Source organism: Chryseobacterium sp. WLY505 (genome assembly GCF_030846215.1).
Lineage (GTDB): Bacteria > Bacteroidota > Bacteroidia > Flavobacteriales > Weeksellaceae > Chryseobacterium.
This window is the reverse complement of record NZ_JAVCWI010000007.1, coordinates 171,885-197,668: the sequence shown is the minus strand read 5'-3', so window position 1 is coordinate 197,668 and position 25,784 is coordinate 171,885. Positions and strand designations below refer to the sequence as shown.

General features: G+C 36.7%; 26 protein-coding genes. 12 read left to right on the top strand and 14 right to left on the bottom strand.

Annotation, left to right across the window (positions count from 1 at the left end; translation table 11 throughout):
* Positions 1-12: 12 nt before the first annotated feature.
* The 3 genes from RAH34_RS15655 to RAH34_RS15645 all read right to left on the bottom strand — a co-directional run bounded on the left by RAH34_RS15655 (position 13) and on the right by RAH34_RS15645 (position 3,732).
* Positions 13-612 (bottom strand): hypothetical protein, encoded by a 600-nt coding sequence (locus RAH34_RS15655; protein ID WP_114821689.1) that lies wholly within the window; start codon positions 610-612, stop codon positions 13-15.
* A 74-nt stretch (positions 613-686) separates the two neighbouring features.
* On the bottom strand, positions 687-1,979 hold the full coding sequence (locus tag RAH34_RS15650) for a phenylacetate--CoA ligase family protein (protein WP_306596727.1): 1,293 nt from the start codon (positions 1,977-1,979) through the stop codon (positions 687-689).
* A 91-nt stretch (positions 1,980-2,070) separates the two neighbouring features.
* On the bottom strand, positions 2,071-3,732 hold the full coding sequence (locus RAH34_RS15645; RefSeq protein ID WP_306596726.1) for a M23 family metallopeptidase: 1,662 nt from the start codon (positions 3,730-3,732) through the stop codon (positions 2,071-2,073).
* A gap of 481 nt (positions 3,733-4,213) precedes the next feature.
* Between RAH34_RS15645 and ileS the strand changes: the two genes are divergently transcribed.
* The 7 genes from ileS to trpS all read left to right on the top strand — a co-directional run bounded on the left by ileS (position 4,214) and on the right by trpS (position 11,108).
* Positions 4,214-7,609, top strand: coding sequence for an isoleucine--tRNA ligase (gene ileS, locus RAH34_RS15640; protein WP_306596725.1), 3,396 nt, complete (start codon positions 4,214-4,216; stop codon positions 7,607-7,609).
* Between the two features lie 58 nt (positions 7,610-7,667).
* A complete protein-coding gene (locus RAH34_RS15635) occupies positions 7,668-8,048 on the top strand; it encodes a TraR/DksA C4-type zinc finger protein (RefSeq protein WP_002983772.1) in 381 nt (126 codons plus the stop codon).
* 78 nt (positions 8,049-8,126) lie between these two features.
* The gene (locus tag RAH34_RS15630; RefSeq protein WP_306596723.1) at positions 8,127-8,372 is read left to right on the top strand and encodes a DUF6576 domain-containing protein; all 246 of its coding nucleotides are present in this window, start codon (positions 8,127-8,129) and stop codon (positions 8,370-8,372) included.
* Between the two features lie 16 nt (positions 8,373-8,388).
* Complete coding sequence (locus tag RAH34_RS15625; RefSeq protein WP_062675973.1) at positions 8,389-8,583, top strand: DUF2683 family protein; 195 nt, start codon at positions 8,389-8,391, stop codon at positions 8,581-8,583.
* Positions 8,583-9,224: a lipoprotein signal peptidase gene (locus RAH34_RS15620; RefSeq protein ID WP_034692496.1), complete on the top strand. Its 642-nt coding sequence runs from the start codon at positions 8,583-8,585 to the stop codon at positions 9,222-9,224. The genes RAH34_RS15625 and RAH34_RS15620 overlap by 1 nt, the downstream gene beginning before the upstream one ends.
* 15 nt (positions 9,225-9,239) lie before the next feature.
* On the top strand, positions 9,240-9,884 hold the full coding sequence (locus RAH34_RS15615) for a vancomycin high temperature exclusion protein (protein WP_306596722.1): 645 nt from the start codon (positions 9,240-9,242) through the stop codon (positions 9,882-9,884).
* A gap of 255 nt (positions 9,885-10,139) precedes the next feature.
* The gene (trpS, locus tag RAH34_RS15610) at positions 10,140-11,108 is read left to right on the top strand and encodes a tryptophan--tRNA ligase (protein ID WP_306596721.1); all 969 of its coding nucleotides are present in this window, start codon (positions 10,140-10,142) and stop codon (positions 11,106-11,108) included.
* 178 nt (positions 11,109-11,286) lie between these two features.
* Here the strand turns inward: trpS and RAH34_RS15605 are convergent, their stop codons facing one another.
* The 9 genes from RAH34_RS15605 to RAH34_RS15565 all read right to left on the bottom strand — a co-directional run bounded on the left by RAH34_RS15605 (position 11,287) and on the right by RAH34_RS15565 (position 19,034).
* Positions 11,287-12,573, bottom strand: coding sequence for a HAMP domain-containing sensor histidine kinase (locus RAH34_RS15605; protein WP_306596720.1), 1,287 nt, complete (start codon positions 12,571-12,573; stop codon positions 11,287-11,289).
* Entirely contained in the window at positions 12,573-13,244 is a 672-nt protein-coding gene (locus RAH34_RS15600; RefSeq protein WP_062675977.1) for a response regulator transcription factor, read from the bottom strand. Before RAH34_RS15600 ends, RAH34_RS15605 begins: the two co-directional genes overlap by 1 nt.
* A 161-nt stretch (positions 13,245-13,405) precedes the next feature.
* The gene (locus tag RAH34_RS15595; RefSeq protein WP_306596719.1) at positions 13,406-13,612 is read right to left on the bottom strand and encodes a hypothetical protein; all 207 of its coding nucleotides are present in this window, start codon (positions 13,610-13,612) and stop codon (positions 13,406-13,408) included.
* A gap of 35 nt (positions 13,613-13,647) precedes the next feature.
* Positions 13,648-14,097 (bottom strand): PepSY-like domain-containing protein, encoded by a 450-nt coding sequence (locus RAH34_RS15590; RefSeq protein ID WP_114821680.1) that lies wholly within the window; start codon positions 14,095-14,097, stop codon positions 13,648-13,650.
* A 207-nt stretch (positions 14,098-14,304) separates the two neighbouring features.
* A complete protein-coding gene (locus tag RAH34_RS15585; protein ID WP_114821679.1) occupies positions 14,305-15,000 on the bottom strand; it encodes a YjjG family noncanonical pyrimidine nucleotidase in 696 nt (231 codons plus the stop codon).
* Between the two features lie 203 nt (positions 15,001-15,203).
* Positions 15,204-15,794 (bottom strand): RNA polymerase sigma factor, encoded by a 591-nt coding sequence (locus tag RAH34_RS15580; RefSeq protein WP_114821678.1) that lies wholly within the window; start codon positions 15,792-15,794, stop codon positions 15,204-15,206.
* 194 nt (positions 15,795-15,988) lie between these two features.
* A complete protein-coding gene (locus RAH34_RS15575; RefSeq protein WP_114821677.1) occupies positions 15,989-16,480 on the bottom strand; it encodes a hypothetical protein in 492 nt (163 codons plus the stop codon).
* Positions 16,481-16,565: 85 nt separating this feature from the next.
* Positions 16,566-17,846: a methionine adenosyltransferase gene (metK, locus tag RAH34_RS15570; RefSeq protein ID WP_306596718.1), complete on the bottom strand. Its 1,281-nt coding sequence runs from the start codon at positions 17,844-17,846 to the stop codon at positions 16,566-16,568.
* A gap of 237 nt (positions 17,847-18,083) precedes the next feature.
* On the bottom strand, positions 18,084-19,034 hold the full coding sequence (locus tag RAH34_RS15565; protein ID WP_047428937.1) for a LysR substrate-binding domain-containing protein: 951 nt from the start codon (positions 19,032-19,034) through the stop codon (positions 18,084-18,086).
* A 134-nt stretch (positions 19,035-19,168) separates the two neighbouring features.
* Here RAH34_RS15565 and RAH34_RS15560 point away from each other — a divergent pair, with 134 nt between their 5' ends.
* The 5 genes from RAH34_RS15560 to RAH34_RS15540 all read left to right on the top strand — a co-directional run bounded on the left by RAH34_RS15560 (position 19,169) and on the right by RAH34_RS15540 (position 23,436).
* On the top strand, positions 19,169-20,656 hold the full coding sequence (locus tag RAH34_RS15560) for a catalase (protein ID WP_306596717.1): 1,488 nt from the start codon (positions 19,169-19,171) through the stop codon (positions 20,654-20,656).
* Positions 20,657-20,761: 105 nt separating this feature from the next.
* Positions 20,762-21,529, top strand: a complete 768-nt coding sequence (locus RAH34_RS15555; protein ID WP_062675984.1) for an enoyl-CoA hydratase/isomerase family protein — start codon at positions 20,762-20,764, stop codon at positions 21,527-21,529.
* A gap of 54 nt (positions 21,530-21,583) precedes the next feature.
* Positions 21,584-22,006 carry a dCMP deaminase family protein gene (locus tag RAH34_RS15550; protein ID WP_007844123.1) on the top strand — a complete coding sequence of 141 codons (423 nt, stop codon included), beginning with the start codon at positions 21,584-21,586 and terminating at the stop codon, positions 22,004-22,006.
* Between the two features lie 6 nt (positions 22,007-22,012).
* On the top strand, positions 22,013-22,927 hold the full coding sequence (gene xerD / locus RAH34_RS15545) for a site-specific tyrosine recombinase XerD (RefSeq protein ID WP_114821675.1): 915 nt from the start codon (positions 22,013-22,015) through the stop codon (positions 22,925-22,927).
* Positions 22,924-23,436, top strand: a complete 513-nt coding sequence (locus RAH34_RS15540; RefSeq protein ID WP_306596716.1) for an NUDIX domain-containing protein — start codon at positions 22,924-22,926, stop codon at positions 23,434-23,436. The genes xerD and RAH34_RS15540 overlap by 4 nt, the downstream gene beginning before the upstream one ends.
* Before the next feature lie 104 nt (positions 23,437-23,540).
* Here the strand turns inward: RAH34_RS15540 and RAH34_RS15535 are convergent, their stop codons facing one another.
* Positions 23,541-23,999 carry a heme-binding domain-containing protein gene (locus RAH34_RS15535; RefSeq protein WP_114821673.1) on the bottom strand — a complete coding sequence of 153 codons (459 nt, stop codon included), beginning with the start codon at positions 23,997-23,999 and terminating at the stop codon, positions 23,541-23,543.
* 4 nt (positions 24,000-24,003) lie between these two features.
* A complete protein-coding gene (locus tag RAH34_RS15530; RefSeq protein WP_306596715.1) occupies positions 24,004-25,782 on the bottom strand; it encodes an Ig-like domain-containing protein in 1,779 nt (592 codons plus the stop codon).
* Positions 25,783-25,784 lie beyond the last annotated feature (2 nt).

The window sequence follows — 25,784 nt, the reverse complement described above, 5'->3', positions numbered from 1 at the left end:
GACCGTTTTTTGTTATTTTAAAGCATCTTTAATAGCTTTTCCTAATTCTTTTCCTGTTTTTTCATAGGCTGCAGATATTCTTCCGTATTCCATACGATAACTGCCCTTACTTCCTATCCCTTCAATCTTATCACCCTGAACTTTAGCTAACACTTTAGATGGGTTTTCAGTTTCAACAAATATCATTTCTGAGGTTAATTTACCAGGCTGTGTTACAAATCCTGTCCATCCGGCATAGATCCATTTTGTCTCCAGTATCAAGGTGTACTTTGCCGATGCTCCTTTACTGAATTTTATTTTTTTCGCTTTACCATTTACTCCTTCAATAAACTTATCAAAAAAAACAGATTCTTTATGCTTTTGCCATTCTTCATCCCATTCTTTCCAGGATTCTTCGCCTTTCTTAGCTAACGTTTCTGTCTTTCTTCTTTCAAGATACTGGGCTTCAGTATAGTTATCTGCCTGAAAAAGAGGGTTTTCAAATTTAAACTGAACATTTACCTCAGTCTGATCTTTCAGAAAGTCAAAATTTCCAGATTCAATATTAATTTTGTCCTGGGCAAAAGTTGCCGTGGTAATGGCTGCAAAAAGCAGCAGAAATAATTTTTTCATAGTATATTAGTTTTACTATTTAAGAGCCCAAAGATATTGTAAAAAGGAAATCTTTACCACTCTTTATTTTAATTTTATCTTAAGTCAATAAAAGTGATTGGCTTTCTGCTGTTTGGGTTAAAAACAGTTTTAGAGAGAACATCAAAATCTATGATTTCAATTTTCGGACTCACTCTTAATTTTGCACGGAAGTGGTCTCTTACTTCATTAACAAACCCTTCGTGATCCGCTTCTGTACTAAGTTTAATGATAATCTCATCAAGTCCGATTTCGTTAGCCTGAATAACGATCTGATAGCATAAGATATTGTTGAAATCATTCAAAATATCATTCATTGCCGGTGGGTACAGCGTTGTCCCTTTGTATTTGATCATCTGCTGTTTTCTTCCTACTACAGGTCCTAACCTCATCGTATTTCTTCCGCACTGGCATGGCTCATAATGGGCTTTTACAAGATCTCCGGTTTTAAATCTCAACAAAGGAATAGCTTCAACGCCCAATGTTGTAATGGTCAGTTCACCACTTTCTCCTTCTTTTACAGGATTTCCTTCATCATCCAGGATTTCAGTAATGATCAGTTCCGGATGGTGATGTCCTCCCATCTGGAACTCACACTCTGTAAAAGCGGTGCTCATTTCGGTAGAAGCATAGGTAGAAAAGAGTTTGATATCCCATTTCTCCTTGATCTTCTGTGAAAGAATATTATCTGTAAAATCCTGATTTTTGATGCTTTCTCCAATGCAAACAGCACCGTAAACACCGGAATTTTTATAATCCAGTCCATGTTTTTCGGCATAATCAATCATTTTCAACAGAAAAGAAGGTACGGTGATCAAATATTTGGGTTTGTATCTGAAAATAGAATCCCACTGCAGTTCCGGAATTCCCGGACCCATTCTCACCACGCTAGCACCCATTTTTCTTAAACCAAGAAAATAAGCAAGCCCGGCCATAAACCTTTTATCTATGGTGGTGATCATCTGCACAACATCTCCTTTCTGAATTCCTGCACAGGCAAATGATATCACCTCATTATAAGCAAGCCTTTCAAGATCACTGTCAGACAATCCAAAAGTTACCGGATCTCCCAATGTTCCGGAAGTGGTACTGTAATCCACAATTTTATCTGGTGTTATGCAGAAAAAATCATGGTTATACTGCTGGAGATCATTCTTTGTAGTGGTAGGAATCTTCTGAAGATCTCCCAACGTACGAATGTCAGCAATATTGATATTATTTTCTTTGAACAGTTTCTGGTAAAAAGGGGAATGCGTTTCAAGATACCTCAAATGCTCATGAAGTTTTTCTTCCTGAAATATTTTGATTTCCTGAATCCCAGCTTTTTCAATTGACGGATGAAATTCCAATGATTTTAATTTTTAAAAAGCAAATTTATTTAAAATTACAAGATTGTAGGAGGTATTCATGTAAAATGTATTCATGATTGCAGCTACAGTTTTATCTTTGAAACGTAAAAGTTTGGATATTGGTATTCCCGGCAGTATTGATGGTTGTCACTTTTAAAGTATGAGAACCGCTTCCTTTAGGACATTTTTCATCAAAAGTGTAGACAAAATTATCTTTTACACGGGCAAACCTCAACCATTTGCCATCCAGTTCGGCACGGAATGAAATAATATCTCCCACTTTCGTTGCTCCTTTTAAGAGTAAAGAACTGCTATTAACCAATGCCCCTTCTGACCAGCCTGATGAAACGGATGGAAGATTATTGTCAATCAACAATTTTGCGGTACCCAATCTGTTGAATTTCCCTTCTGCCCAATCACCATTCCATTTTACTTTGACAACGGTTTTATCACTGCCATAATCAATGAGGATAACGGCTTTGTCTTTTTCTGTATTGGTTAATTTTCTATTCGGTTTTATTTTCAAAGTATATTCGTCCTGAACGGGAATGTATGGACTTTGTAAAACAACACTGTTTGAAACGGCATTCGGATCAGCATCCGGCTTTTCATAGGCATTGATATTTACGGCATCATACATGGCATTTTTACTGAAGGCAATCTCCGTATTTTCTGTGGTAATGGTTTTTGCTTCGTTAGCCATTATTGTTTTTGCCGTGGAAGATATTTTGTCTGAGGTTTTGCTTAACTGGACTTTTGTTGTTAACCGGCTTGTATTTCCTTTCACGTCTTTCAGAACAATTTCAATGGTATGAATATTTTCGTCCTGAAGTCTGATCACTCCTGTTAAATTTGGAAGACTGTAATTCTGAAGCTTCATTCCCGGCAAATCAGATAAATGCTGAATTCCCATTTTATCTCTGATAAATTTGGTATAATCTATACAGCCGTTGATATATCGGGTATCATCATAGTGAATCTTATCAATTTTAAAACTGTAAATCAGCTTTCCATCCATCAATAGGTCAGCATTATAAACACCTAAATTAAAACCCTGATTAGCTTTATCAACTGCTTTAATGCCCAAACTTATTTCCGGAGAATTTACCTGAATGAGACCGGCAGTATAAATATTTCCCGCTTTTTTTATGGTAATACTACTCGCTCCTGGTTCATACGTACTGAAACGTCGGTCATACCAATACAATCCGCTAATAATCGGGGCTATATTATCAGGAATGGTAAAGCCAAAAAGTAACGGGTTCAGGCATTCTTCTGTTTTCGTATCTCTTATTTCAAAGTGCAGATGCGGACCAGCAGATCCTCCGGTATTTCCGCTCAAAGCAATCTGTTGTCCCTTTTCCACAGGAAACTGTCCGGGTTGAAAAGTAATATCCTGTTCCCACTTTTCGTCTTTATACTGCCTTTCCTTTACATATTCATCAAGTGCATTAAAATATTTGTTCAGGTGAGCATATACTGTTGTATAGCCATTGGGGTGAGTAATGTACACAGCATTTCCAAATCCGTAGCGCTCGACTTTTATTCTGCTTACATAGCCATCCGCAGCTGCAAGAACCGGCAGGTTTTCCTGGCTATTGGTTCTCAGATCCAGCCCCATATGAAAGTGATTGGTCCTGATAGCTCCAAAATTGGCGGCCAGCTGCATGGGAATATTGAGTGGGTTTCTGAAATAATTTTGTGGATAATTATTTTGAGCCTGAGTGATGATACTGCTGATTAAACAAATCATAAATATCAGTTGGGGAAAGATTTTCATACAGCATTTGGGTTTATAGGTCTATTTAAATGTACAAAATTTCGGCCAATAAGCGCTTATTAAGATATTCATTTTTAGAATCACCTTTGTTTTCTTAACCACAGATTTCCTTTGCTGAGTGAAACGCCTTTGCGAACAATTTTAACCCATTCATAAGATCTTTGTGAACTTTGCGCAATCATTAGGTTTTGGCTAAAGCCGTAGGATTTGTTTTTATTATTTAAGCGGGCTAAAGCCCGCTCCTATTGAATAAATTGCATTAAATTTTATATAAAAAACACCCGGAAAAATTCACTTATTCACCATTCACTACTCACTTTTTCTCACTTTCTCCATTTATATTTCTGAAATTGAACTTTTTAATAGAAATTACCTAAATAAAACATATATTATAAACCGACAAATTTTAGTAAATTTGCAGACTTAATTAATCAACGATATTGAGATATTTACAATGAGCCAATTTAAAGAATACAAAAACCTCAACCTTATTGACGTAGCAGAGAATGTAGCGGAATTTTGGAAACAAAATAAAACTTTCAATAAGAGTGTTGAGATTCGTCAGGGAAATCCTGAGTTTGTTTTTTATGAAGGTCCGCCTTCAGCAAACGGTATGCCTGGAATTCACCACGTAATGGCAAGAGCATTGAAAGATATTTTCTGCCGTTACCAGACTCAGAACGGAAAGCAGGTTTTCCGTAAAGCAGGCTGGGATACGCATGGTCTTCCTGTGGAACTGGGTGTAGAAAAAGAGTTAGGAATCACGAAAGAAGATATTGGCAAAAAAATCTCTATTGAAGACTATAACAAAGCTTGTCGTGAAGCGGTAATGCGTTATACCGATGTTTGGAATAACCTTACGGAGAAAATCGGATATTGGGTAGACCTTGATGATCCGTACATCACGTACAAGTCAAAATATATGGAAACCGTTTGGTGGTTGCTGAAGCAGTTGTATAGCAAAGATTTGTTGTACAAAGGCTACACGATCCAGCCTTACTCTCCAAAAGCAGGAACAGGACTTTCTTCTCACGAGCTGAATCAGCCCGGGACTTATCGTGATGTTTCGGACACAACGGTTGTGGCTCAGTTTAAAGTAAAGAAAGACTCTTCAGCATTGTTTAACGATGTTGACGGAGATGTACATATCCTTGCATGGACGACGACTCCATGGACGCTTCCATCCAATACGGCTCTTACCGTAGGTAGAGATATTGAATATGTTGTAGTTAAAACCTTCAATCAATATACATTTGAACCTGTAACAGTAGTGTTATCAAGTGTTCTTTTACCTAAGGTTTTCGGTAAAAAATATGCAGAAGGTACAGATGAAGATTTTGCCAACTATACTCCGGAAACGAAAGTAATTCCTTTCAGAATACTAAAAGAATTTACAGGAGAAAAACTTGTTGATACAAGATATGAGCAATTAGTTCCGTGGTTTACGCCAAATGACAATCCTGAGAATGCATTCAGAGTAATCTTAGGAGATTTCGTAACGACTGAGGATGGTACAGGTATCGTTCACACGGCTCCTACTTTTGGTGCTGATGATGCGAGAGTAGCTAAAATGGCTCAGCCTGAGATCCCGCCAATGTTGGTGAAAGATGAAAATGACAATCTTGTACCATTGGTAGATTTACAAGGGAAATTCATCAAAGGAGACAATGTTCCTGCGGTATTTTCCGGAACTTATATCAAAAACGAATACTACGATGAAGGAACTGCTCCTGAGAAATCATGGGATGTAGAACTTGCCATCTTATTGAAAACGGAGAACAAGGCTTTCAAAGTAGAAAAATATGTCCACTCTTATCCACACTGCTGGAGAACAGATAAGCCGGTATTGTACTATCCGCTGGATTCTTGGTTTGTGAAAATGACTGCTGTAAAAGACAGACTGGTTAATTTGAACAAAGACATCAACTGGAAGCCAAAAGCTACCGGAGAAGGACGTTTTGCCAACTGGCTGGAAAATGTAAACGACTGGAATCTTTCCCGTTCAAGATATTGGGGTATTCCGTTGCCAATCTGGAGAACAGATGACCTGAAAGAAGAAAAAATCATCGGTTCTGTAGAAGAATTATACAACGAGATCGAAAAATCAATTGCAGCTGGACTGATGACTGAAAACCCGTTCAAAGGTTTCATCATCGGAAATATGTCTGAGTCTAATTATGAGCTTGTGGATCTTCACAAAAACGTAGTAGACAAAGTGGTATTGGTTTCTGATTCAGGAAAAGCAATGAAGCGTGAGAGCGACTTGATCGACGTTTGGTTCGATTCAGGGTCTATGCCTTATGCACAGTTGCACTATCCTTTTGAAAACAAAGAATTAATCGATAATAATAAAGCATTCCCTGCTGATTTCATTGCAGAAGGTGTTGACCAGACGCGTGGATGGTTCTATACGCTTCACGCTATCGGAACTGCAGTATTTGATTCAGTTGCTTATAAAAATGTAATGAGTAACGGTCTTGTTCTGGATAAGAACGGACAAAAAATGTCAAAACGTTTAGGAAATGCTGTGGATCCGTTCGAAACACTGGCTGTATACGGACCGGATGCAACGCGTTGGTATATGATCTCGAATGCAAACCCATGGGAAAACCTGAAGTTTGACATTGAAGGAATTGACGAGGTAAGAAGAAAATTCTTCGGAACACTTTACAATACCTATTCATTCTTTGCTTTATATGCGAATGTGGATGGCTTCAACTATTCGGAAAAAGAAGTGGAAAACCGTCCGGAAATCGACAGATGGATTCTTTCTGAACTGAATCTTCTGATCAAGGAAGTGAAAGCTTTCTATGAAGACTATGAACCAACAAGAGTTGCAAGAGCAATCAGCAACTTCGTGAACGACAACTTAAGTAACTGGTATGTAAGACTGTGCAGAAGACGTTTCTGGAAAGGAGATTATTCTGATGACAAGATCTCTGCTTACCAGACTTTATACACTTGTCTTGAAACAGTGGCAAAATTGTCTGCTCCAATTGCACCATTCTTTATGGATCAGTTGTATCAGGATCTAAATAAGGTAACAGGTAAAGAAAATTGTGAATCTGTACACTTAACAGACTTCCCGGTAGCAGATGAAAGTTTAATAGATCAGGATCTGGTTGAAAAGACCCATTTAGCACAGAACATTACAAGTATGGTTTTCTCTTTGAGAAAGAAAGAAAATGTAAAAGTTCGTCAGCCGTTACAAAAAGTATTGGTTCCTGTACTGGATTCTAAAGCAGAAGAACAGATTCTCGCTGTGGCAGACCTGATCAAGCAGGAAGTAAACGTGAAAGAATTACAGCTAATCAATGCTGAAGAAGCATCTCACTTAATTGTAAAGCAGATAAAACCTAACTTCAAAGCGCTTGGTCCTAAATTAGGAAAAGACATGAAAGTGGTAGGTGGCGAGATTGCCAATCTTACTGCAGAGCAGATTGCCGGTCTTGAAAAAGAAGGAAGAATAGACGTTCAGGGATACGAGATTACTCTTGATGATGTGGAAATTTCTACAAAAGATATCCCGGGATGGACAGTAACTTCCGATGGAAAAACAACTGTGGCATTAGATTTGACGTTAACCGATGAGTTAAAATCTGAAGGTATCGCAAGAGAGTTCATCAACAGAATTCAAAACCTGCGAAAAGACAAAGACTTTGATCTGACAGACAGAATTTCAATCACATTGGAAGAAAGTTCTCCTTTCCTGAATGAGATTAAGAAAAATGAGGAATATATTTCTTCTGAAGTCTTGTCAAATAAAATAGAAATTGTATCTTCACTTTCAAATTTTAACGAAATCGAAATAGATGAGGTTAATTTTAAGATAAATGTTGAAAAAAATTAACATGTAGTTATTATATTTCAAATTCCATTTCATAATTTTATTAAAAAAGAGAAAGAATATGTCAGACGAAAGAGTTAGATACAGCGATGCTGATTTACAGGAATTTAAAGCGATCATTAAAGAAAAAATAGAAAAAGCAGAAAAAGATCTTCAGCTTATCAGAGAAAGTTTCATCAATGACCAGAATAATGGTACGGATGATACGTCTCCTACTTTCAAAGCTTTTGAAGAAGGAGCAGAAACGTTGAGCAAAGAACAGAATTCTATTTTGGCAGGAAGACAGGAAAAATTCGTGCGTGATCTTAAAAATGCTTTGATCAGAATCGAAAATAAAACGTACGGTGTTTGCAGAGTAACAGGAAAACTGATTCCTAAGGAAAGACTTTTAGCCGTTCCTCATGCTACGCTGAGCATCGAAGCGAAAAACATGCAGAAATAACCGTAAGGTTTGAAAAATAATATTGGGTTTATATCGTATTCACGGATACTTTATAAACCTAATTTTTAATGTATACCCATGAGCGAATTATTAATTTTGGGATTGATTGTCACGGTAGTATTACTGTTTTTCAACAGAGAATGGATCAAAAACAGATTCTTCCCTGAACCGCAGAAGAACTATACCATCGATGATCAATTCAATTCTAATAAACGGGAACGGGAGAAAGAAATCGACAGACTTTTGAGTAAGATGGGCAAAAATGGAGTCAATGATCTGTCTGAGAAAGACAGGAAAAGACTTGATGAGCTGTCCAAAATGTAAAAAATAAATATAAGAAATGGAATCTATCATAGTACATCCTAAGAATTCTATGGAGCTGAGTGCACTGAAAAGTGTTCTGAAAGAAATGGGCATTAAATTTGAAAAAGCTCACGTTAAGAGTTCATTCAATGGACAAAAAGTGGTGAAGAAAGCAAGCGATAACAAAAATGTAAAGCCGGCTTCAAAGCCTTCAAAACCTAAAGGACAGTAATGAAAAAGATATTAGCGATAACTCTTTTAGTGTTATTCATTGACCAGGCTTCAAAAATCTATATCAAAACTCATTTTGAACTGAATGAGAGTATTCCTGTCATCAACGGTTTCTTTAACAAAACTTTTGTTGAAAACCCGGGAATGGCGTATGGATTTCACTTCGGAGGAATTATCGGGAAATATTTTCTGGTTATCCTAAGGGTTTTCCTGATTGGAGGGATGATCTACATGTTCAAAAAATGGTTGAAAGAAGGAGCTTCTAATTATCTTTTAGTTCCCATGGCTATCATTTTTGCAGGCGCAATCGGAAATCTTATTGACGGAATGTTCTATGGAATGATCTTCGACAGCGGAACGGTTTATGATGCCAGTACAGACCGATGGATTGGCTATGGCGGAATTTCCAAGCTTGTTCCTTTCGGACACGGATATTCTACATTTATGAAAGGATGTGTAGTGGATATGCTTCATTTCCCTGTAGTAGACTGGTATGTTCCTGAAAGCTGGCCTTTGATAGGAGGAAAACATATTGAGTTCTTCAAATATATTTTCAATGTTGCTGATTCTGCGATCACAGTAGGAGCTGCATTCTTATTAATATTCAGAAAAAAAGCTTTCCCGAACGGTCTGGAGTTTTAAAAGATATATTTTCGGATGAAAAAAATAATCAAAAATATTTTTAAATTTTTCCTGCTTCTTTTCGTCGCAGGAATTATTTTTATTGCCTGGGCGAATTACAGCATTAAAAAGGACAGCGCACCATTCGTTTCCTACAATACTGCTGATGTGCCGGAAGCAAAAACCGCTTTATTACTGGGAACAGGAAAACTTCTGAGCAACGGAACTCCAAATGCTTATTTCTATAACAGAATTAAGGCCGCAAGTGATTTATACAAAAGCGGGAAAATACAATACATCATCGTTAGTGGTGATAACAGTACCAAGGATTATAATGAACCTGAAGATATGCAGCTTGCACTGATGCAGGAAGGAATTCCACAGGATAAAATTATTTTAGACCATGCCGGATTCAGGACACTGGATTCTGTAGTACGGGCAAAAGATATTTTCAGCCAGAAAAAACTGGTTATTATCTCTCAGAAATTCCATAATGAAAGGGCGGTTTTCCTGGCCAGGAAAAATGGCATGGAAGCCTTTGGATACAATGCAGCAGATGTGAATAAATATGCAGGCTTAAAGACCAATTTGAGAGAGTATTTTGCAAAAGCTAAAGCCTATTGGGATCTTCTTTTTGGTGTGGAGCCTAAATTTGGGGGAGAGAAGATTTTGATTCCTTAATTTTTTTAACCACAGATTGCACGGATTTTCACAGATGATTGTGTAGAAGGATATTAAGATTTTACCAATGGATAGGTTTTGGCAAAAGCCAATGGATGAATGTTGAATTTTAAGCAGGCTGGGCTGAAGCCCACCCCTATTGAATTTTAATAACAACATCTTTTATCTTTTATCTTTTATCTTTTATCTTTCATTATTCCCGGCAAACCTCGTAAATTTGCTATTCATTAATTTTTAAATATAAATTTTAAACAAATGTCAAGAATTCTTACCGGCATACAAGCCACCGGAACGCCCCATCTTGGAAACTTATTGGGAGCTATTATTCCTGCTATCGAACTATCCAAGCAGGAAGGAAATGAATCATTTTTATTTATTGCGAATCTTCACACGCTTACACAGATTAAGGATGCGCAGATTTTAAGACAAAATACCTACGAGATTGCTGCGGCTTGGCTTGCTTGTGGATTAGATACTGAAAAAACATATTTCTACAGACAAAGTGATATCGCTGAAACCTGTGAACTTTCTTGGCATTTATCATGTTTTTTTCCTTATCAAAGATTAACATTGGCTCATTCATTTAAGGATAAAGCAGACAGACTTCAGGATGTAAACGCTGGTTTGTTTACTTACCCTATTCTGATGGCTGCAGATATTTTATTGTATGATGCTGAAATCGTTCCTGTAGGAAAAGATCAGCTTCAACACCTGGAATTTGCAAGGGATGTCGCCTCAAGGTTCAATAACCAGATGGGTGAAATTCTTGTTCTTCCACAATCTGAACTTCAGGAAGACACTAAATATGTTCCTGGAACAGACGGTCAGAAAATGTCAAAATCAAGAGGAAATATCATCAATATTTTCTTACCTGAAAAGGAATTAAAAAAACAGGTGATGAGCATTGAATCGGATTCGAAATCTTTGGAAGAGCCTAAGGATCCTGAAACAGATAAAACATTCCAGATTTATCAGCTTATTGCTACGCCTGAACAGACTGAAGAATTAAGAGCAAAATATCTTGCCGGAAACTTCGGATACGGACATGCTAAGAAAGAATTGCTGGATCTTATCCTGGTACGTTTTGAGAAAGAAAGAGAAACGTTCGCTTATTATATGAACAATCTTGATGAACTTGAAGCAAAACTTCAGCAAGGAGCGGAGAAAACCAGACCTATTGCACTGGAAACGCTGAAAAGAGTAAGAACAAGCTTAGGATTTTAATGCTGCGTTGTAAAAATAAGAAAGAGGCTATCTCAAAAGTCAATTATTGACTTTTGTCATTCTGACGAAGGAAGAATCTTATTGATATCAGATATATTAGATTCTTCACTACATTTCATTTCGTTCAGAATGACACTTTTGGGACAGCCTCTTTCTCTATAAATATAAATTACAATTTTTAACGTCCGTTATTCTTTGTCACAATAAAGTAATGCATCTGATCTCCATATTCATAATGAATATCCCAGCCCGGATATTGTTTGATAATAGTCTTGATAATAGACAATCCCAGTCCGGTGGATGTATGATCTGAACCTTGTTTGTAAAAGCGGTTAAAGATCCTTGATTGATCTAAAGACACAGGATTTCCACTGTTTTGAAATGCGATTCTGTTATTTTCAATGATAATGTTCAGAGTTCCTTCTTCGTTGTTATATTTTACTGCATTTTTAAGAAGATTAGACAAAAGAATATCTGCAAGATCCTGATTGAAATCTGCAACAAATTTTCCTTTTTCAAGGATACTGACTTCTACTTTTTTAAAGGCAATAAAATCTTCATAATTCTGAACTAATTGAGCAATCATCGCGTTAAAATCAACATCTGAAGTTTTATTAAACTGGCTGTTCTCAATCTTGGAAAGCATTAATAAAGATTTGTTTAAACCTACCATTCTTCTCAGATCATTCTTCACTTCCGTAAGAAAAGTCAGATTCTTTTTATCAAGATCATCATTCTGGATCATCAGGTCAATTTTATTAATCACGATAGCCAAAGGAGTCTGAAGCTCATGGGAAGCGTTTTCAATAAACTGTTTCTGCTGATAGAAAACCAATTCATTACGTTCAATCATTTCATTGATTTCCACATTCAATTCCTCAAATTCGGTAATCTTATAGTTATGTTTTTCCTGAGAGAAAGGAATTCCAAACTGATATTTTTTAAGTTTATCCAAAATCAGATAGAACGGCCTCATGGCTTTATTAAGCAGATATCCGTTAACAGCTACGATACTTATCACCAAAAGGATATAAAGCACAATTAAGGCTGTTGTAAGGTCGTATATCAGCTCATCTTCTTCTACCGTAGATGTTCTGATGACAAGCCGCTGATGACCTTTGAACTGGTCAATAAAGTCGGCCTCCAAAACCCTGTAAGGCTGGTCTTTGTCATCATACTCCATATAGTACATCTTGTTGTACAGCCTGCTTTTGTTTTGATAATTTCCAGCTTTGATGGGATTGATTTTAAATTCATTGAATCCAAATTCATTGTTCTTCAAAAGCTGAGGATTAAGATAGACCGCTTTAATAATCTGTATTTTTCTATCCCTCAATCCGTCATCTACATTATCATGCACTTCATCCAGGATATAGGCATAAAAAAGACCTGCCCACACTGCTATAATCAGCAGCAGGATCATGATCAGATATTTAATCGTATAATATTTTAATGAAGTCTTCATCAGATGAATTTATATCCTATTCCATATACAGCCTGGAAATCAGCTTCTGCATTGAGGGTTTTCAGTTTTTTACGAAGATTTTTGATCTGGGAATATATAAAATCCAGGCTGTCTGCCTGATCGATATAATCTCCCCAGATGGCTTCAGCCAGTGTTGTTTTCTGTAAGGTTTTCTCCGGATGAATTACGAAATAATACAGAAGATCATATTCTTTTCTGTTAAGAACCAGCTCTTCATCACCTACTTTCACCGTTCTGTTCTCCGGATCGATGCTGATATTTTTGTAACGGATGATATTTTCGCCATCCTGATTTTTTCTTCTGATCACAGATTTGATTCTCGCCATCAGTTCTGCAAGGTGGAAAGGTTTTGCAAGATAATCATCTGCTCCTATTTCCAGTCCGGCCACCTTATCGTCCACAGAGTCTTTAGCAGAAAGGATAATTACAGGATCTTTCTTATGCATTTTTTTGATCTCTTTCAAAAGATCTATTCCGTTTCCGTCAGGCAGCATAATATCGAGCAAAATACAGTCGTATTCGTAAGAAATAATTTTCTCCAGCCCACCGCTGTAATTTTCCGCATATTCTACAATGAAATGCTCTGCTTCCAGAAACTTCTGTACGGTATCTTTCAGTTCGGGCTCATCTTCTACTATTAAAATCTTCATATTTCTGGATCTGTATATTCTGCTACTTCATTAATGTATATCAAATATATGAAATTAAAAGCTGGAAGATTGAAGAGGGAAGCTGGAAGTTATTCAGACTCCATCAATCTATGCAGTTTCATTAACTTCCTTCTTCCGACCTCCAACTTCCAGCCTTACCATTAATTCGATTTGACATATCGGCCGTCTGCATCAAAAACAAGACTGATACCATTCATCAGATTGATTTTATAGGCATTATATTTTTTCTCAATAGAATCAATCACGCTGCCGGGATGGTACTTTGTCAGAAAAGACACCATACTTTTTCTAATCTTGGCAGAAGACCCCTTTCTTCCGTCGCTGTTTATTAAATTCCAGTTGACCATAGTATTACTATTTAGTGTTTGTATTCGGTTACGTGTTAATCATCGATTCTTTTAAAATTCCCATTCCTGTCGAATTCAAGCTCCAATCCATTGGAAAGCTCTGCTTTATAAGACCATCTTTTCTTTTCAATCTTAATAATGTAAGTGTTAGGAAAGTTTTTCGTGCTGTAATTTCTGATGGATACAGGAATGAAACCATAAGGAATTTTCTGATGTTTTCCATCTACTTCTTTCCAGCTTCCACTGCTGTCAAATTCCATTTTCATTCCATTCGTCAGATATACTTTGTACTCATCTACACCATAGATTTCTCTGTCTTCTATTGCCGAGGCCACAGGTATTCCTTTAAAATGAGCAGCCAGAAAGTTTTTAGCTGTTTTCGGTAACTGATTCGCATTGATTGCTCTGTCCTGTGCTGAAACCAAGCCTCCGATCAATAAAAATAAGACCATTAATACTCCTGTGATTTTCTTTACATTTTTCATACTATTACATTTTTCTGTTATTATTATGGAGCAAAGTTCCTAATCAATTTGGGAAAGAATTGGGAAAAGTGATTTTGGTGGAGAATATTTAATTTAACCACAGATTCGCACAGATAATCACAGATGTTTGCGTTGATTTCTAAAAGTACTAAAATACAAAAGCCGCTAAAGTTGAATTTAGCGGCTTTTGTATTAGATTATATGATTTTATAAATATTCTTTGATCTGCTGAAGATGGGTAATGGCTTTTAACCCTTCTTTCTGTTTATCTTCTTTGTAAACATCGAAGAAGATCGCATCCATTCCGAAATCTGTAGCTCCCAAGGCATCTGCAATCCAGTCGTCTCCAATCAGGATACTTTCTTCTTTGCTGGCTTCAGAAAGTCCTAGTGAGTATTCAAAAATCCTTGGATTAGGTTTTCTTACGCCTACTGCATCTGCACTGGTAATTGTTTTAAAATAAGGGGCAATTCCGGAAAGGGTACATTTTCTTTCTGTTACCTCCTGAAATCCGTTGGAAATAATGTGTAGTGTATAATTTTTAGCTTTCAGATATTCCAAAACATCTTCTGCTCCCTCTACCAATTCATTATGACTTACAATATTATCAAGGAAGTTTTCTTCAAAATAAAGGGCAAGCTCTTTATTATCTACTCCAAAATGTTTGAATGAATCATAAAAACGGTGTTCTCTCAAGTACTCTTTGCCGATAATTCCGTCTCTGATCTTTTCCCACAACTCTTCGTTGATATTGTGATATACAGAATGAAACTCTTCAAATTCAATATGATATTTTGAAGTGATTTCCTGTTTTTCAAAAAGATCTTTGATGGTAAGATAGGCATTTCTGCGATGATCCCAGAGTGTATTATCCAGGTCAAAAAAAACGTGCTGCATTTTCATACAGCACAAAGTTAATAATTTTAATTTTTTGTAATAGGATAATTTTTGCTCTTGCTTTTCACAATCTCAAGGCTTTTGGAAAAATTCAGCAAAAAATCAATTGTTTGTTTTTTAGGTTTCAAAGTTTTCACTTTTAAGGAGTCATTTTTTTTCATAAGCGAAGTATGTTTTCCTTAAAAACGCGAAATTTCCTGAAATATTATCTATCTTGTTAAGATTATATTATTTTCATCCATGATTTTTCTCAGGTTTATCAGTGCATACCTTACTCTTCCTAGCGTAGTATTAATGCTCATCTCTGTATGGTCTGCAATTTCTTTGAAACTCAGACCATCAAAAAACCTCAGTTTGATTACCTCCTGCTGGTTTTGTGGCAAAAACAGTAACATCCTCATAAGATCCTCCTGAATCTGGTTGGTCACAAGCTGATCCTCAATATTTTCCGAAGGCTCCCTGATTAAATCAAAGATAGAATATTCATCTGTTTCAAAAGTAGTTTCTGAAACTTTGATATTCTTGGCTTTTGACCTGAAATGATCGATGATTAAATTGTGGGAAATTCTTTTCGCCCAAAGAATAAATTTGCCTTCTTCGTTATAGCGTCCTTCTTTCAGCATGACAATAATCTTCATGAATGTATCCTGGAAGATATCGTTGGCTAAATCTTCATCATTAATTTTGTAAAAAATGAATGTAAAAAGTTCTCTCTGATGACGGTGAATGAGGGTTGATAACGCGCTCTCATCACCTTTCTGGTAAAGGGAAATTAGTAAACTATCCGATTTTGATTTCATAACTCTTCTCAATATAAATATTTGCAGACAGGCATTCTACCAGATATTTCTTCTGGCCTTTGCTGTAAAACAAAACAGTTCTTGAGTAGAGTCTCTTCTATAGGCGGTAGTACAATTATTATGATGTAAATATAATAATTTTTTAATAACTGTTAACCTATTATTAAATTTTATAGAGAAAAATCTAAAAAAAATCACTTAAACATGTCATGAATAAATACAGTAGGGATATTTAATGTAAAATTAATATTAAGTCCTTTCATCTCTTTACCGTTTAGTCGGGTGTCTCCGATAGGAAAAGCATAGCCTCCTGTAAGGTCAAGCATCCCAAATAGGGTAACTCCTATCTTAGGGGCAATGTATTTATTGGTACCTTCTACTCCTGCTAAAAAGTAATACGAGTGATAGAAGTCTACATTTTTTTCAAAATTAAGAAGGACATCAGCCTGTAGTTTTGGCATAATAGCAAATTTAGAATCTACAGATCCCATCATTGCAGATCCTCCCAATCTGTAAATCACATCATCATTTTTAAGAAAAAGTAATTTACCTCCTACTTCACCAAAACTTTGATTCTGGTAAGTATACCCTACACTGATCATTTTATGCATGGTATATTGGGCTTTTACTAAAGAACTTAGCAAAAACAGGGACATGACAGCAACTACAGTTCGAAAATTCATCATCTTTCTATATTATTAAGGTGTAAAATTAAAAAAAACTGCCTTATCCAAAGATAAAGCAGTTCACTTATTATTCTTCAAAGAGAAATTAAATTCCAAAAGCGGTTTTAATCTCCTCTACTTTGTCTAGTTTCTCCCAGGTAAAGAACTCAAGATCTTTTAACGTAATCTCATTCTTATGGCCTTTATTGAAAGTTTTATCAGCTACATAGTGCTCTTTACCCATGTGTCCGTAAGACGCTGTTTCCTGATAAATAGGGTTTCTTAATTTTAAGTTCTGCTCGATAGCATAAGGTCTTAAATCAAAAATAGCAGAAACTTTTTTCGCGATATCCCCATCATGAAGATCTACTTTCGCCGTTCCGTAAGTATTGATGTATAAGCCACAAGGCTCAGCTACTCCAATGGCGTAAGAAACCTGTACCAAAACTTCATCCGCTACTCCGGCAGCTACTAGGTTCTTAGCAATATGTCTTGTTGCATAGGCAGCACTTCTGTCTACTTTAGAAGGGTCTTTTCCAGAGAAAGCACCACCACCGTGGGCACCTTTACCACCGTAGGTATCAACGATGATTTTTCTACCTGTAAGACCTGTATCTCCGTGAGGTCCTCCGATTACAAATTTCCCGGTAGGATTGATGTGATATTTGATCTGATCGTTGAATAAAGCTTTGATTTCTTCAGTTTGCTGCGCAACGACTCTTGGAACCAGAATATTTTTGATATCCTCACGGATCTTGTTCAGCATTTCTTCTTCTGTACCAAAGTCATCGTGCTGAGTTGAAACTACAATAGAATCAATTCTGACAGGCTTATGATCATCAGAATACTCAATCGTTACCTGGCTTTTTGCATCCGGACGAAGATAAGTGATTTCCTTATTTTCTCTTCTGATGGCAGAAAGTTCTTTCAGGATCGTATGGGCAAGATCCAATGCCAGAGGCATATAATTAGCCGTCTCATTGGTAGCATACCCGAACATCATTCCCTGGTCTCCAGCTCCCTGTGCATTTGCTTTAGCTTCGAAAGACTCATCATTTACGGCTCTGTCAACTCCCTGGTTGATATCAGGTGACTGCTCGTGGATTGCAGAAATAACTCCGCAAGAGTCTCCATTGAACATATATTCACCTTTCGTATACCCGATTCCGTTGATTACTTCTCTGGCAATAGTCTGTACATCAAGGTATGCATCTGATTTTACTTCTCCTGCCAATACCACCTGTCCGGTAGTTACAAGAGTTTCACATGCTACTTTTGAATCTTTATCGTATGCCAGGAAATGGTCGATTAATGCATCGGAAATTTGATCGGCAATTTTATCCGGATGTCCTTCTGAAACTGATTCAGATGTAAATAAATAAGACATATAATTCTTTTGTTTTTAAAGATTTAAAAAATTGTATTTGCGAAAAATATGAATGAAATTGCCCAGAAAAAAGAATACTGTTTTAGCATTTTTTTATAGAGGTTGCAATCAGGTCAAATTTTTCCTCGTAATAAACGTCAGCAAATTTAAGTACTATTTTCCTAATACTCAAAAATTTTGTTTATTAATTATACTTTTATTTAAATTGATGATTTCTATCACTTTAAAGCATTTCCATTACTGAGGCTTAATGCTTACAAATTCTTTCGGACTTTCGTGGTAATTCAACTTAAGTTCTAAAGAAGTTTTGATAGAATGTGATAATTCATCAATAATCTTTTGTTTGAAGGTTGGTTTATAATAAATAATACTGATTTCGCGATATGGGAAAGGTTTTTTGAATCTGAAAACATTTTTCTTCTGCTCTTCTGAAAGCTGGCTCAGTGCCAGTTCCGGCAGAATACTGATACCCCCTACTTTATCCACCATATGTACCAAAGTCTGGATATTGGAAGCTAAGAAATCCAAATTTTTTGGCTTCAGGGTATTTTCTTTCAGATGACAGATATTTTCAAACTGATTTCTCAGGCAGTTTCCTTCTTCAAGAAGCCATACTTTCTCTACATTCAGATCTTCCGGAATGATGTAAGAATTCTTTTTGTTCGCTTCTGTATTGGAGCTGTAAATCATCAGCTCCTCGTTGAAAAGGAAATCCTGATAAAACTCATCAGCAGTATCATACGGAGTAGAAATAATTCCGGCATCCAGTTCTCCTGCTTTTAGTGCTTTAATAATATTATCAGTTGTCATTTCTTTTACATTCATCTGAATCTTCGGATTATCCTCCAGGAATTTAAAAATCTCTGTTGGCAGAATGAAAGAAGACACGGTAGGAATGATTCCCAGATTGATCGTTCCTCCTAGAATATTATTCAAAAGGTTGGCTTTGTTTTTAAGCTCATTGACAGACTCGATAATTACCTTTGCCTGATCAATAATCTGAAGACCTACGTCCGTGGTACGGATCGGGTGGGTCGTTCTGTCGAAAACCTTTACATCCAGTTCATCCTCAAATTTCTGTATCATGGCACTTAACGTAGGTTGGGTAATAAAACACGCCTGAGCGGCCTTACCAAAATGTTTATACTTATCAACAGCGATAAGATACTCCAGTTGCTGAATGTTCATTTGATTAATATTATCTATTACAAAGATATAACGTTTTTGCTATTACCAATTAAAAATTCAAGTAAATTTGATATTCATTACCTTTACACTTGGATTTAGAAAAACAAAAAACATTTATACAAATCATTAATGATATGGATTCTAAAAAATTAACGTTAAGTAACGGCGCACCTTATTTTGAACATCAGGATTCACAGACGGTAGGACCAAGAGGCCCGGTATTGCTGCAGGACTTTATTCTTCAGGAGAATCTTGCACATTTCGTTAGGGAAAGGATTCCTGAAAGAATTGTGCATGCCAAAGGAAGCGGAGCGTACGGAACTTTCACCGTAACGCATGATATCAGCCAGTACACGAAAGCAAAGCTGTTTTCAAAAGTAGGAAACTCATGCAGAATGTTTGCAAGATTTTCTACTGTGGGAGGCGAAAAAGGAAGTGCCGATACTGCAAGAGACCCAAGAGGATTTGCTTTAAAATTTTATACGGAAGATGGAAACTGGGACCTGGTAGGAAATAATACTCCGGTATTCTTTATTAAGGATGCAAAAAAATTCCCGGATTTTATCCACACCCAGAAAAGAGTACCGAAAACCAACCTGAAAAGTGCCACCATGATGTGGGATTTCTGGAGCTTAAACCCGGAATCACTTCATCAGGTTCTTATATTGATGTCAGACAGAGGAACACCTCACGGCTACAGACATATGCACGGTTTCGGATCTCATACGTTCTCCATGATCAATGATAAAAATGAGAGAGTATGGGTAAAATTCCATTTTAAAACAAAACAAGGTGTAAAAAACTTCACGGATGAAGAAGCCGTAAAAATGGCTGGAGAAAACCCTGACTTTGCACAGGAAGATCTTTGCAACGCTATTGAAAACGGTGATTTCCCGAAATGGACTTTATTTATACAGGTGATGACAGAGGAGCAGGCGAAAGATTTCAGATGGAATCCGTTTGATGTAACTAAAGTATGGTTCCATGATGATTTCCCATTAATTGAGGTAGGAGAAATGGAACTGAACGAAGTACCTGTTAATTATTTCGCTCACGTGGAACAGTCTACTTTTTCTCCAAGCAACCTGATCAACGGAATCAGTTTTTCACCGGACAAAATGCTTCAGGGAAGATTATTCTCATATCCTGATGCCCACCGTTACAGAGTAGGTGTCAACGCCCATCAGCTGGAAGTTAACAGATGTCCTTTTGCGGTCAACAATTACCAGAGAGACGGTTTTATGGCAGATTCAAGCCAGTATCAGGACAAGCCGAATTACCATCCTAACAGTTTTGATGACATCCAAGCAGATTCATCCTATAAAAACTATGAATATGAGTTAGATAGTGCCCATGTTGCCAGCTACAACAGAAATGATAACGACAGCGACCACTATACCCAACCGGGACTTTTGTATTCAAAAGCAATGAATGCAGAAGACAGAGATCATCTGATCAAAAATATTGTAGGCAGCATGAGTGGTATTACCGGGCCTAAGAAAGACGAGATTATCAACAGACAACTATGTCACTTTTTCCGTGCTAACATTGAGCTTGGCATGAAAGTGGCTTCTCAACTAAACGTCAATATTGATGCAAATATGATGAATCATTCCAAATAATCATATTGAATGATAAATTAAAAAAAAGGAAAAAAAAATAATATTTTTTCCTTTTTTTTGTAAAAAATTCATAATTTGCAAAGGATGATATTTTAAAGTGGAAAAATGAGTTACGAGAACATATTATTAAAAAAAGAAGATAAATTATCTATTATTACCATAAACAGACCTGAGAGTTTAAATGCTTTAAATGCCAAAACAATTCAGGAAATCAGTACCGCACTGGATGAGCTTAACGCTGACACTTCATGCAGAGTAATTATCCTTACCGGAAGTGGAGAAAAATCTTTTGTAGCGGGAGCTGACATCAAGGAATTCAGTGAATTCGGACAGGAAAAAGCTGAAGAACTTGCAAGAAACGGACAAAATACATTGTTCAACAAAATTGAAAATATGTCTAAACCTGTCATTGCAGCCGTAAACGGTTTTGCATTAGGAGGAGGTTTGGAGCTTGCCATGGCATGCCACATCAGATACGCATCGGAAAACGCCAGATTAGGACTTCCTGAAGTAACTCTTGGATTAATTCCGGGATATGGAGGAACCCAGAGGCTTCCCAAGCTTGTAGGAAAAGGTATTGCCAATGAAATGATCTTCTCCGCCAAAATGATCCCTGCTCAAAAAGCAAAAGAGATCGGACTGGTGAATGAAGTATACCCTATTGAAGAATTATTAACCAAAACGAAAGAATTAGCAAACACCATTGCCTACAATTCACCAATGGCAATATCGAAGGCTATCAATGCCGTGAATTTATCGGATACGGAGAAAGGTTTTGAAACTGAAATCAAATATTTCGGAGAACTTTTTGAAATGGAAGATAAGAAAGAAGGAGTTACTGCGTTTCTAGAGAAGAGAAAGCCTAACTTCTAAATCTTTCTAAAAGATTTTAATCCAAATTATTTCGAAAAAAAACAATGCTGCGGTATGAATAAGTTTGATAAAGCTTATCTAAAAATGGCTCAGGAATGGGCAAAACTCTCCTACTGTAAGAGAAAACAGGTGGGAGCTCTTATCGTAAAAGATAGGATGATTATTTCAGATGGTTACAACGGGACTCCTTCGGGATTCGAAAACTGCTGTGAAGATGAAGATGGAAAAACACACTGGTACGTATTGCATGCGGAAGCCAATGCTATATTGAAGCTGGCTGCCTCTACCCAATCTGCAAAAGGGGCAACGTTATATTTAACGCTGTCTCCCTGTAAAGAATGCAGCAAGCTGATTCTGCAGGCAGGGATTACGAGACTGGTGTATATTAATGAGTATTCGGATGACGATGGAATATCGTTCCTGAGGAACCATAACATTGAAATAGAACAAATATCGGACTGTGAACTAAAAAAATAAGCACAAATGACTTGGGATGAAAAGATCAAAGATTTTGAAATATTTCTTCGTTTCGAAAGAAATTTTTCAGAAAACACACTCGACGCCTACGTTCGGGACATTAAGAAATTAAAAGATTACGCAGAAGAGGATCTGGAAAACGTCGGTCCAGACTCCATCGGTTACGAAAACCTGCAGGAATACATTTTCAATCTTTCCAAACAGAAATTCAGTGAGAGATCACAGGCAAGGTGGATATCTTCCATCAAAGCTTTCTTTAAATTTCTGCTGGAAGATGAATATCGTGAAGACAATCCTGCGGCGTTACTTGAAGGCCCAAAACTGGGATTATATCTACCTGATACTTTAAGCCTGCCTGATATCAACAAAATTATTGCTGCTATTGAGGTGAATACAGATCTGGGAAAAAGAAACCAATGCATCATAGAGGTACTCTATGGATGTGGGCTTCGTGTTTCTGAACTGATCGATCTGAAGATCTCCAATATCAACTTTAAAGAGCAATACATCAAGGTAAACGGAAAAGGAAACAAAACCCGTTTTGTTCCTTTAGCTGATTATACTGCTGATCTGCTTGAAAGTTATATCAAAGAGGTTCGTTCTAAAGGTAAAATCAATAAGAAATATGAAGACACTCTGTTTTTAAACAGTCGTGGGACTTCTATGTCCAGAGTAATCGTATTTCTTATTATTAAAGAACTTACAGATAAAGCAGGGGTTAACAAAAAAATATCTCCACACACATTCAGACATTCATTTGCGACCCATTTATTACAGAATGGAGCTGATTTACGTTATATCCAGGAAATGCTGGGACATTCCAGTATTACGACAACGGAGATCTATACGCACCTGAAAACAGAAGAATTAAGGGATGTTATTTTGAGTTATCACCCGAGAAATATTAATATTGCTCAATGAAATTATTGAAATATTGTCCAAGCTGTGGCAGAGAGTCCTTACACTGGGATGGTGAAAAAAAATGGAGCTGTCCGGAATGTGGTTTTACTTTGTACAATAATGTGGCAGGTGCAGTAGCAGTTGTCATCAGATGTGGAGACGAAATTTATCTTACCAGAAGAAACAGAGATCCTAAAAAAGGGAAACTCGATCTTGCAGGAGGATTTGTCGACCCTAAAGAAAGTGCAGAGGAAACCTGTAAAAGAGAACTTTTTGAAGAACTTCAGCTTGATATCGATATTTCGAACCTGAAATACCTCACCAGCCTTCCCAACATCTATCAATACAAGGAAATTGATTACAATACGATCGATCTCTTTTATGAATACAATGTTTCGGAAAAGTTTGAGGTAAATCTTGAGCTCTCCGAAATTTCGGAAGCTGTCTGGATTCCTTTACAGGATCTGGATCTTGAAGATCTTGCTTTTGATTCTCAGAAGAGATTTTTCGAGAGCTATTTAAAGAAATAATTTTTGTAAATATTCTCCCGCAGATTTTGCAAGTTAAGCAGATTGTATAACACAATCATCTGCTGGATTTGCGAAATCTGCGGGAGTTTTTTTTATGGTAGAAATTAATAAGTTTTAGTCTTCAGCATTTCTTCAAAATACTGAATCAGCAATGCTCTTTCTGCTTCTGAAAGATTAGCCTCTTTATGGTACACAATATAGCCAGGCATCGGCATTGTTTTATTCTGAATGGTCTGAATGGATTTGGTAAGCATGTTCTCCTTCAAATCCTTATTATAAGTTTCCCATGCAGAAAAATTAAGATGTTCCCTGCCTTCATTCACATGGCTTTTTACAGACCAGGAAACGGGCGCAATAAAAGCATATTTTGGGTATACTGTTTCATTGGAATGACAGTCGTAACAGGCGTTTTTAAGCAGTGTTCTAACCTTTTCCGGTGATTTCCTTGCATCCACAAAGTTTACCTTTGCATCCACAGGCTGATTGGTTCTGTCTATAGGAAAGAACTGAATCAGGGCAAATGCCACAAAAGTCCAGAATACTATTTTCTTAGCGGTCTTCATCTGCTTATTTTGCGGGCGTTATAACAGCATTTTGAGATTTCAATTCTTTTTTAGCCTCCTGTTTCACTTCAGTCGGTACAGGCGGTGTTTCCCCAGCAGGAGCTGCTACAGCGGGGGTAGATCCTTTAGGATTATCAAGTGTTCTGGTATCCTTCAGATCCCACTCTTCTCTTGTTTCCCACAGACCTCTAACGATCACTTTTTTATAGAAAATATAGGCATCTTCAGCAAAAATATCATTAGCAAAATCTGCTTCATCCCAATATTTATTCCCGTTATTATCTACCAGGATTCTCACGATGTACTCCCCAGGTTTCAGGATATCAAATTTCACTTTATCTCCTTTCATATACCTCTGATAAGCAACTTTGTCTGAAGAATCCAACAGCTGAATCCAATAATTTGTTTCCGGTGCATTTGAAATAGTGAATTCAACACTTCCAAACTGGTCTATTTTGGCAACATCAAAATCAAAACGCTTAGATTGCGTGTTTTTTGCATAGTATGAGGATACAGTCTCCTTAGGCACCGTAAGCTGATAGCTTTTTCCCATCACAAAATCTGACTGAACCTGAATCTGATAAGGATTGGTTTCTGAAATTTTAGCAGTAAACGGTAACGTTGTTAAACTATCTCCTTTAGCCCTAAGTGTCCACTTTGAAGGATCAATTTTATCCACAATATAGTTGGACGATATTTTAAAATCTGACTGTGGAGCTATTGATTCTCCTCCATTATCACTGTTGAGGTCCATGGCATTCTTTTTATTGTATCTGTAAAATAAAGAGACGCTGTAGGCACTGTCTTTTTTCGGACCTTTATTATGCGTGAATATCAGTTTTTCATTGGCTTCCTGCCCCACATTATCCTTTACAGCATCAAACCAGATTCTTACAGAGTCTGATTTCGGAGTATGGGTTATTTTGACATCTTTCAGTTTCTCATTCAGCGACTGAACTTTCACGTCATCAGGATTCCCTTCGAATGTCATTAAAATTCCTCCTGCAATCTCTTTCATTTCAAGATACTTTACAGCCTTTTTGGAAGGGTATACTTTTAAATTCAATCCTGAAATAGATTTCTCAAAATTGATCGGATCTTTCTGGAATCCAACTTTTTCTTTTCCGGGGTCATACATTGAATTTCCATTCTCATCTTCAAAAGCAATAATTTTATATTTTCCAGGAGTCAGATAATTTAATTCATAATATCCATCTTCATCTACCTTGGTGATATAGTATGGCTTTTTCTTGTAATCCATTGTATCCTTTACCTGATACAATCCTACCACCAGCTTATTTTCTGTTGTAGTTCCGGTTTTCTTTTTAGTATCGAGCGCATCTTTTACTTCCCCACTGATATACAAATCATCCAATTTGTCTCCTGTAGAAAAAGCAAAATTAAAATATCTTAAGATATTGGACTCGTTATTATCAACAATTGAGTTTCCAAAATTGAAGTTATAAGTCGTATTGGCCTGAAGCGTATCTGACCATTGGATCAGCACAAACTTGTTGGCAATATTGGAAGGAAGAATCCTCGTGATCCCTTTAATGGGAGGTGAAATAATAAGGTTTTTATTGATATCCTTCAGCGTCACATATTCATCAAAATCCAAACGGAGCTGGTGAATATCTCTTTTGACATTAATTCTTGTTGTATCAATGTTTGAACTTAAAAACTTCGGTGCCAGAGTATCTTTAGGTCCTCCGACAGGAGATCCTACTCTTGCACATGAATGTACAAGAAAACAGATAACGAGTAATAAAAGAAACCTTTTCATGA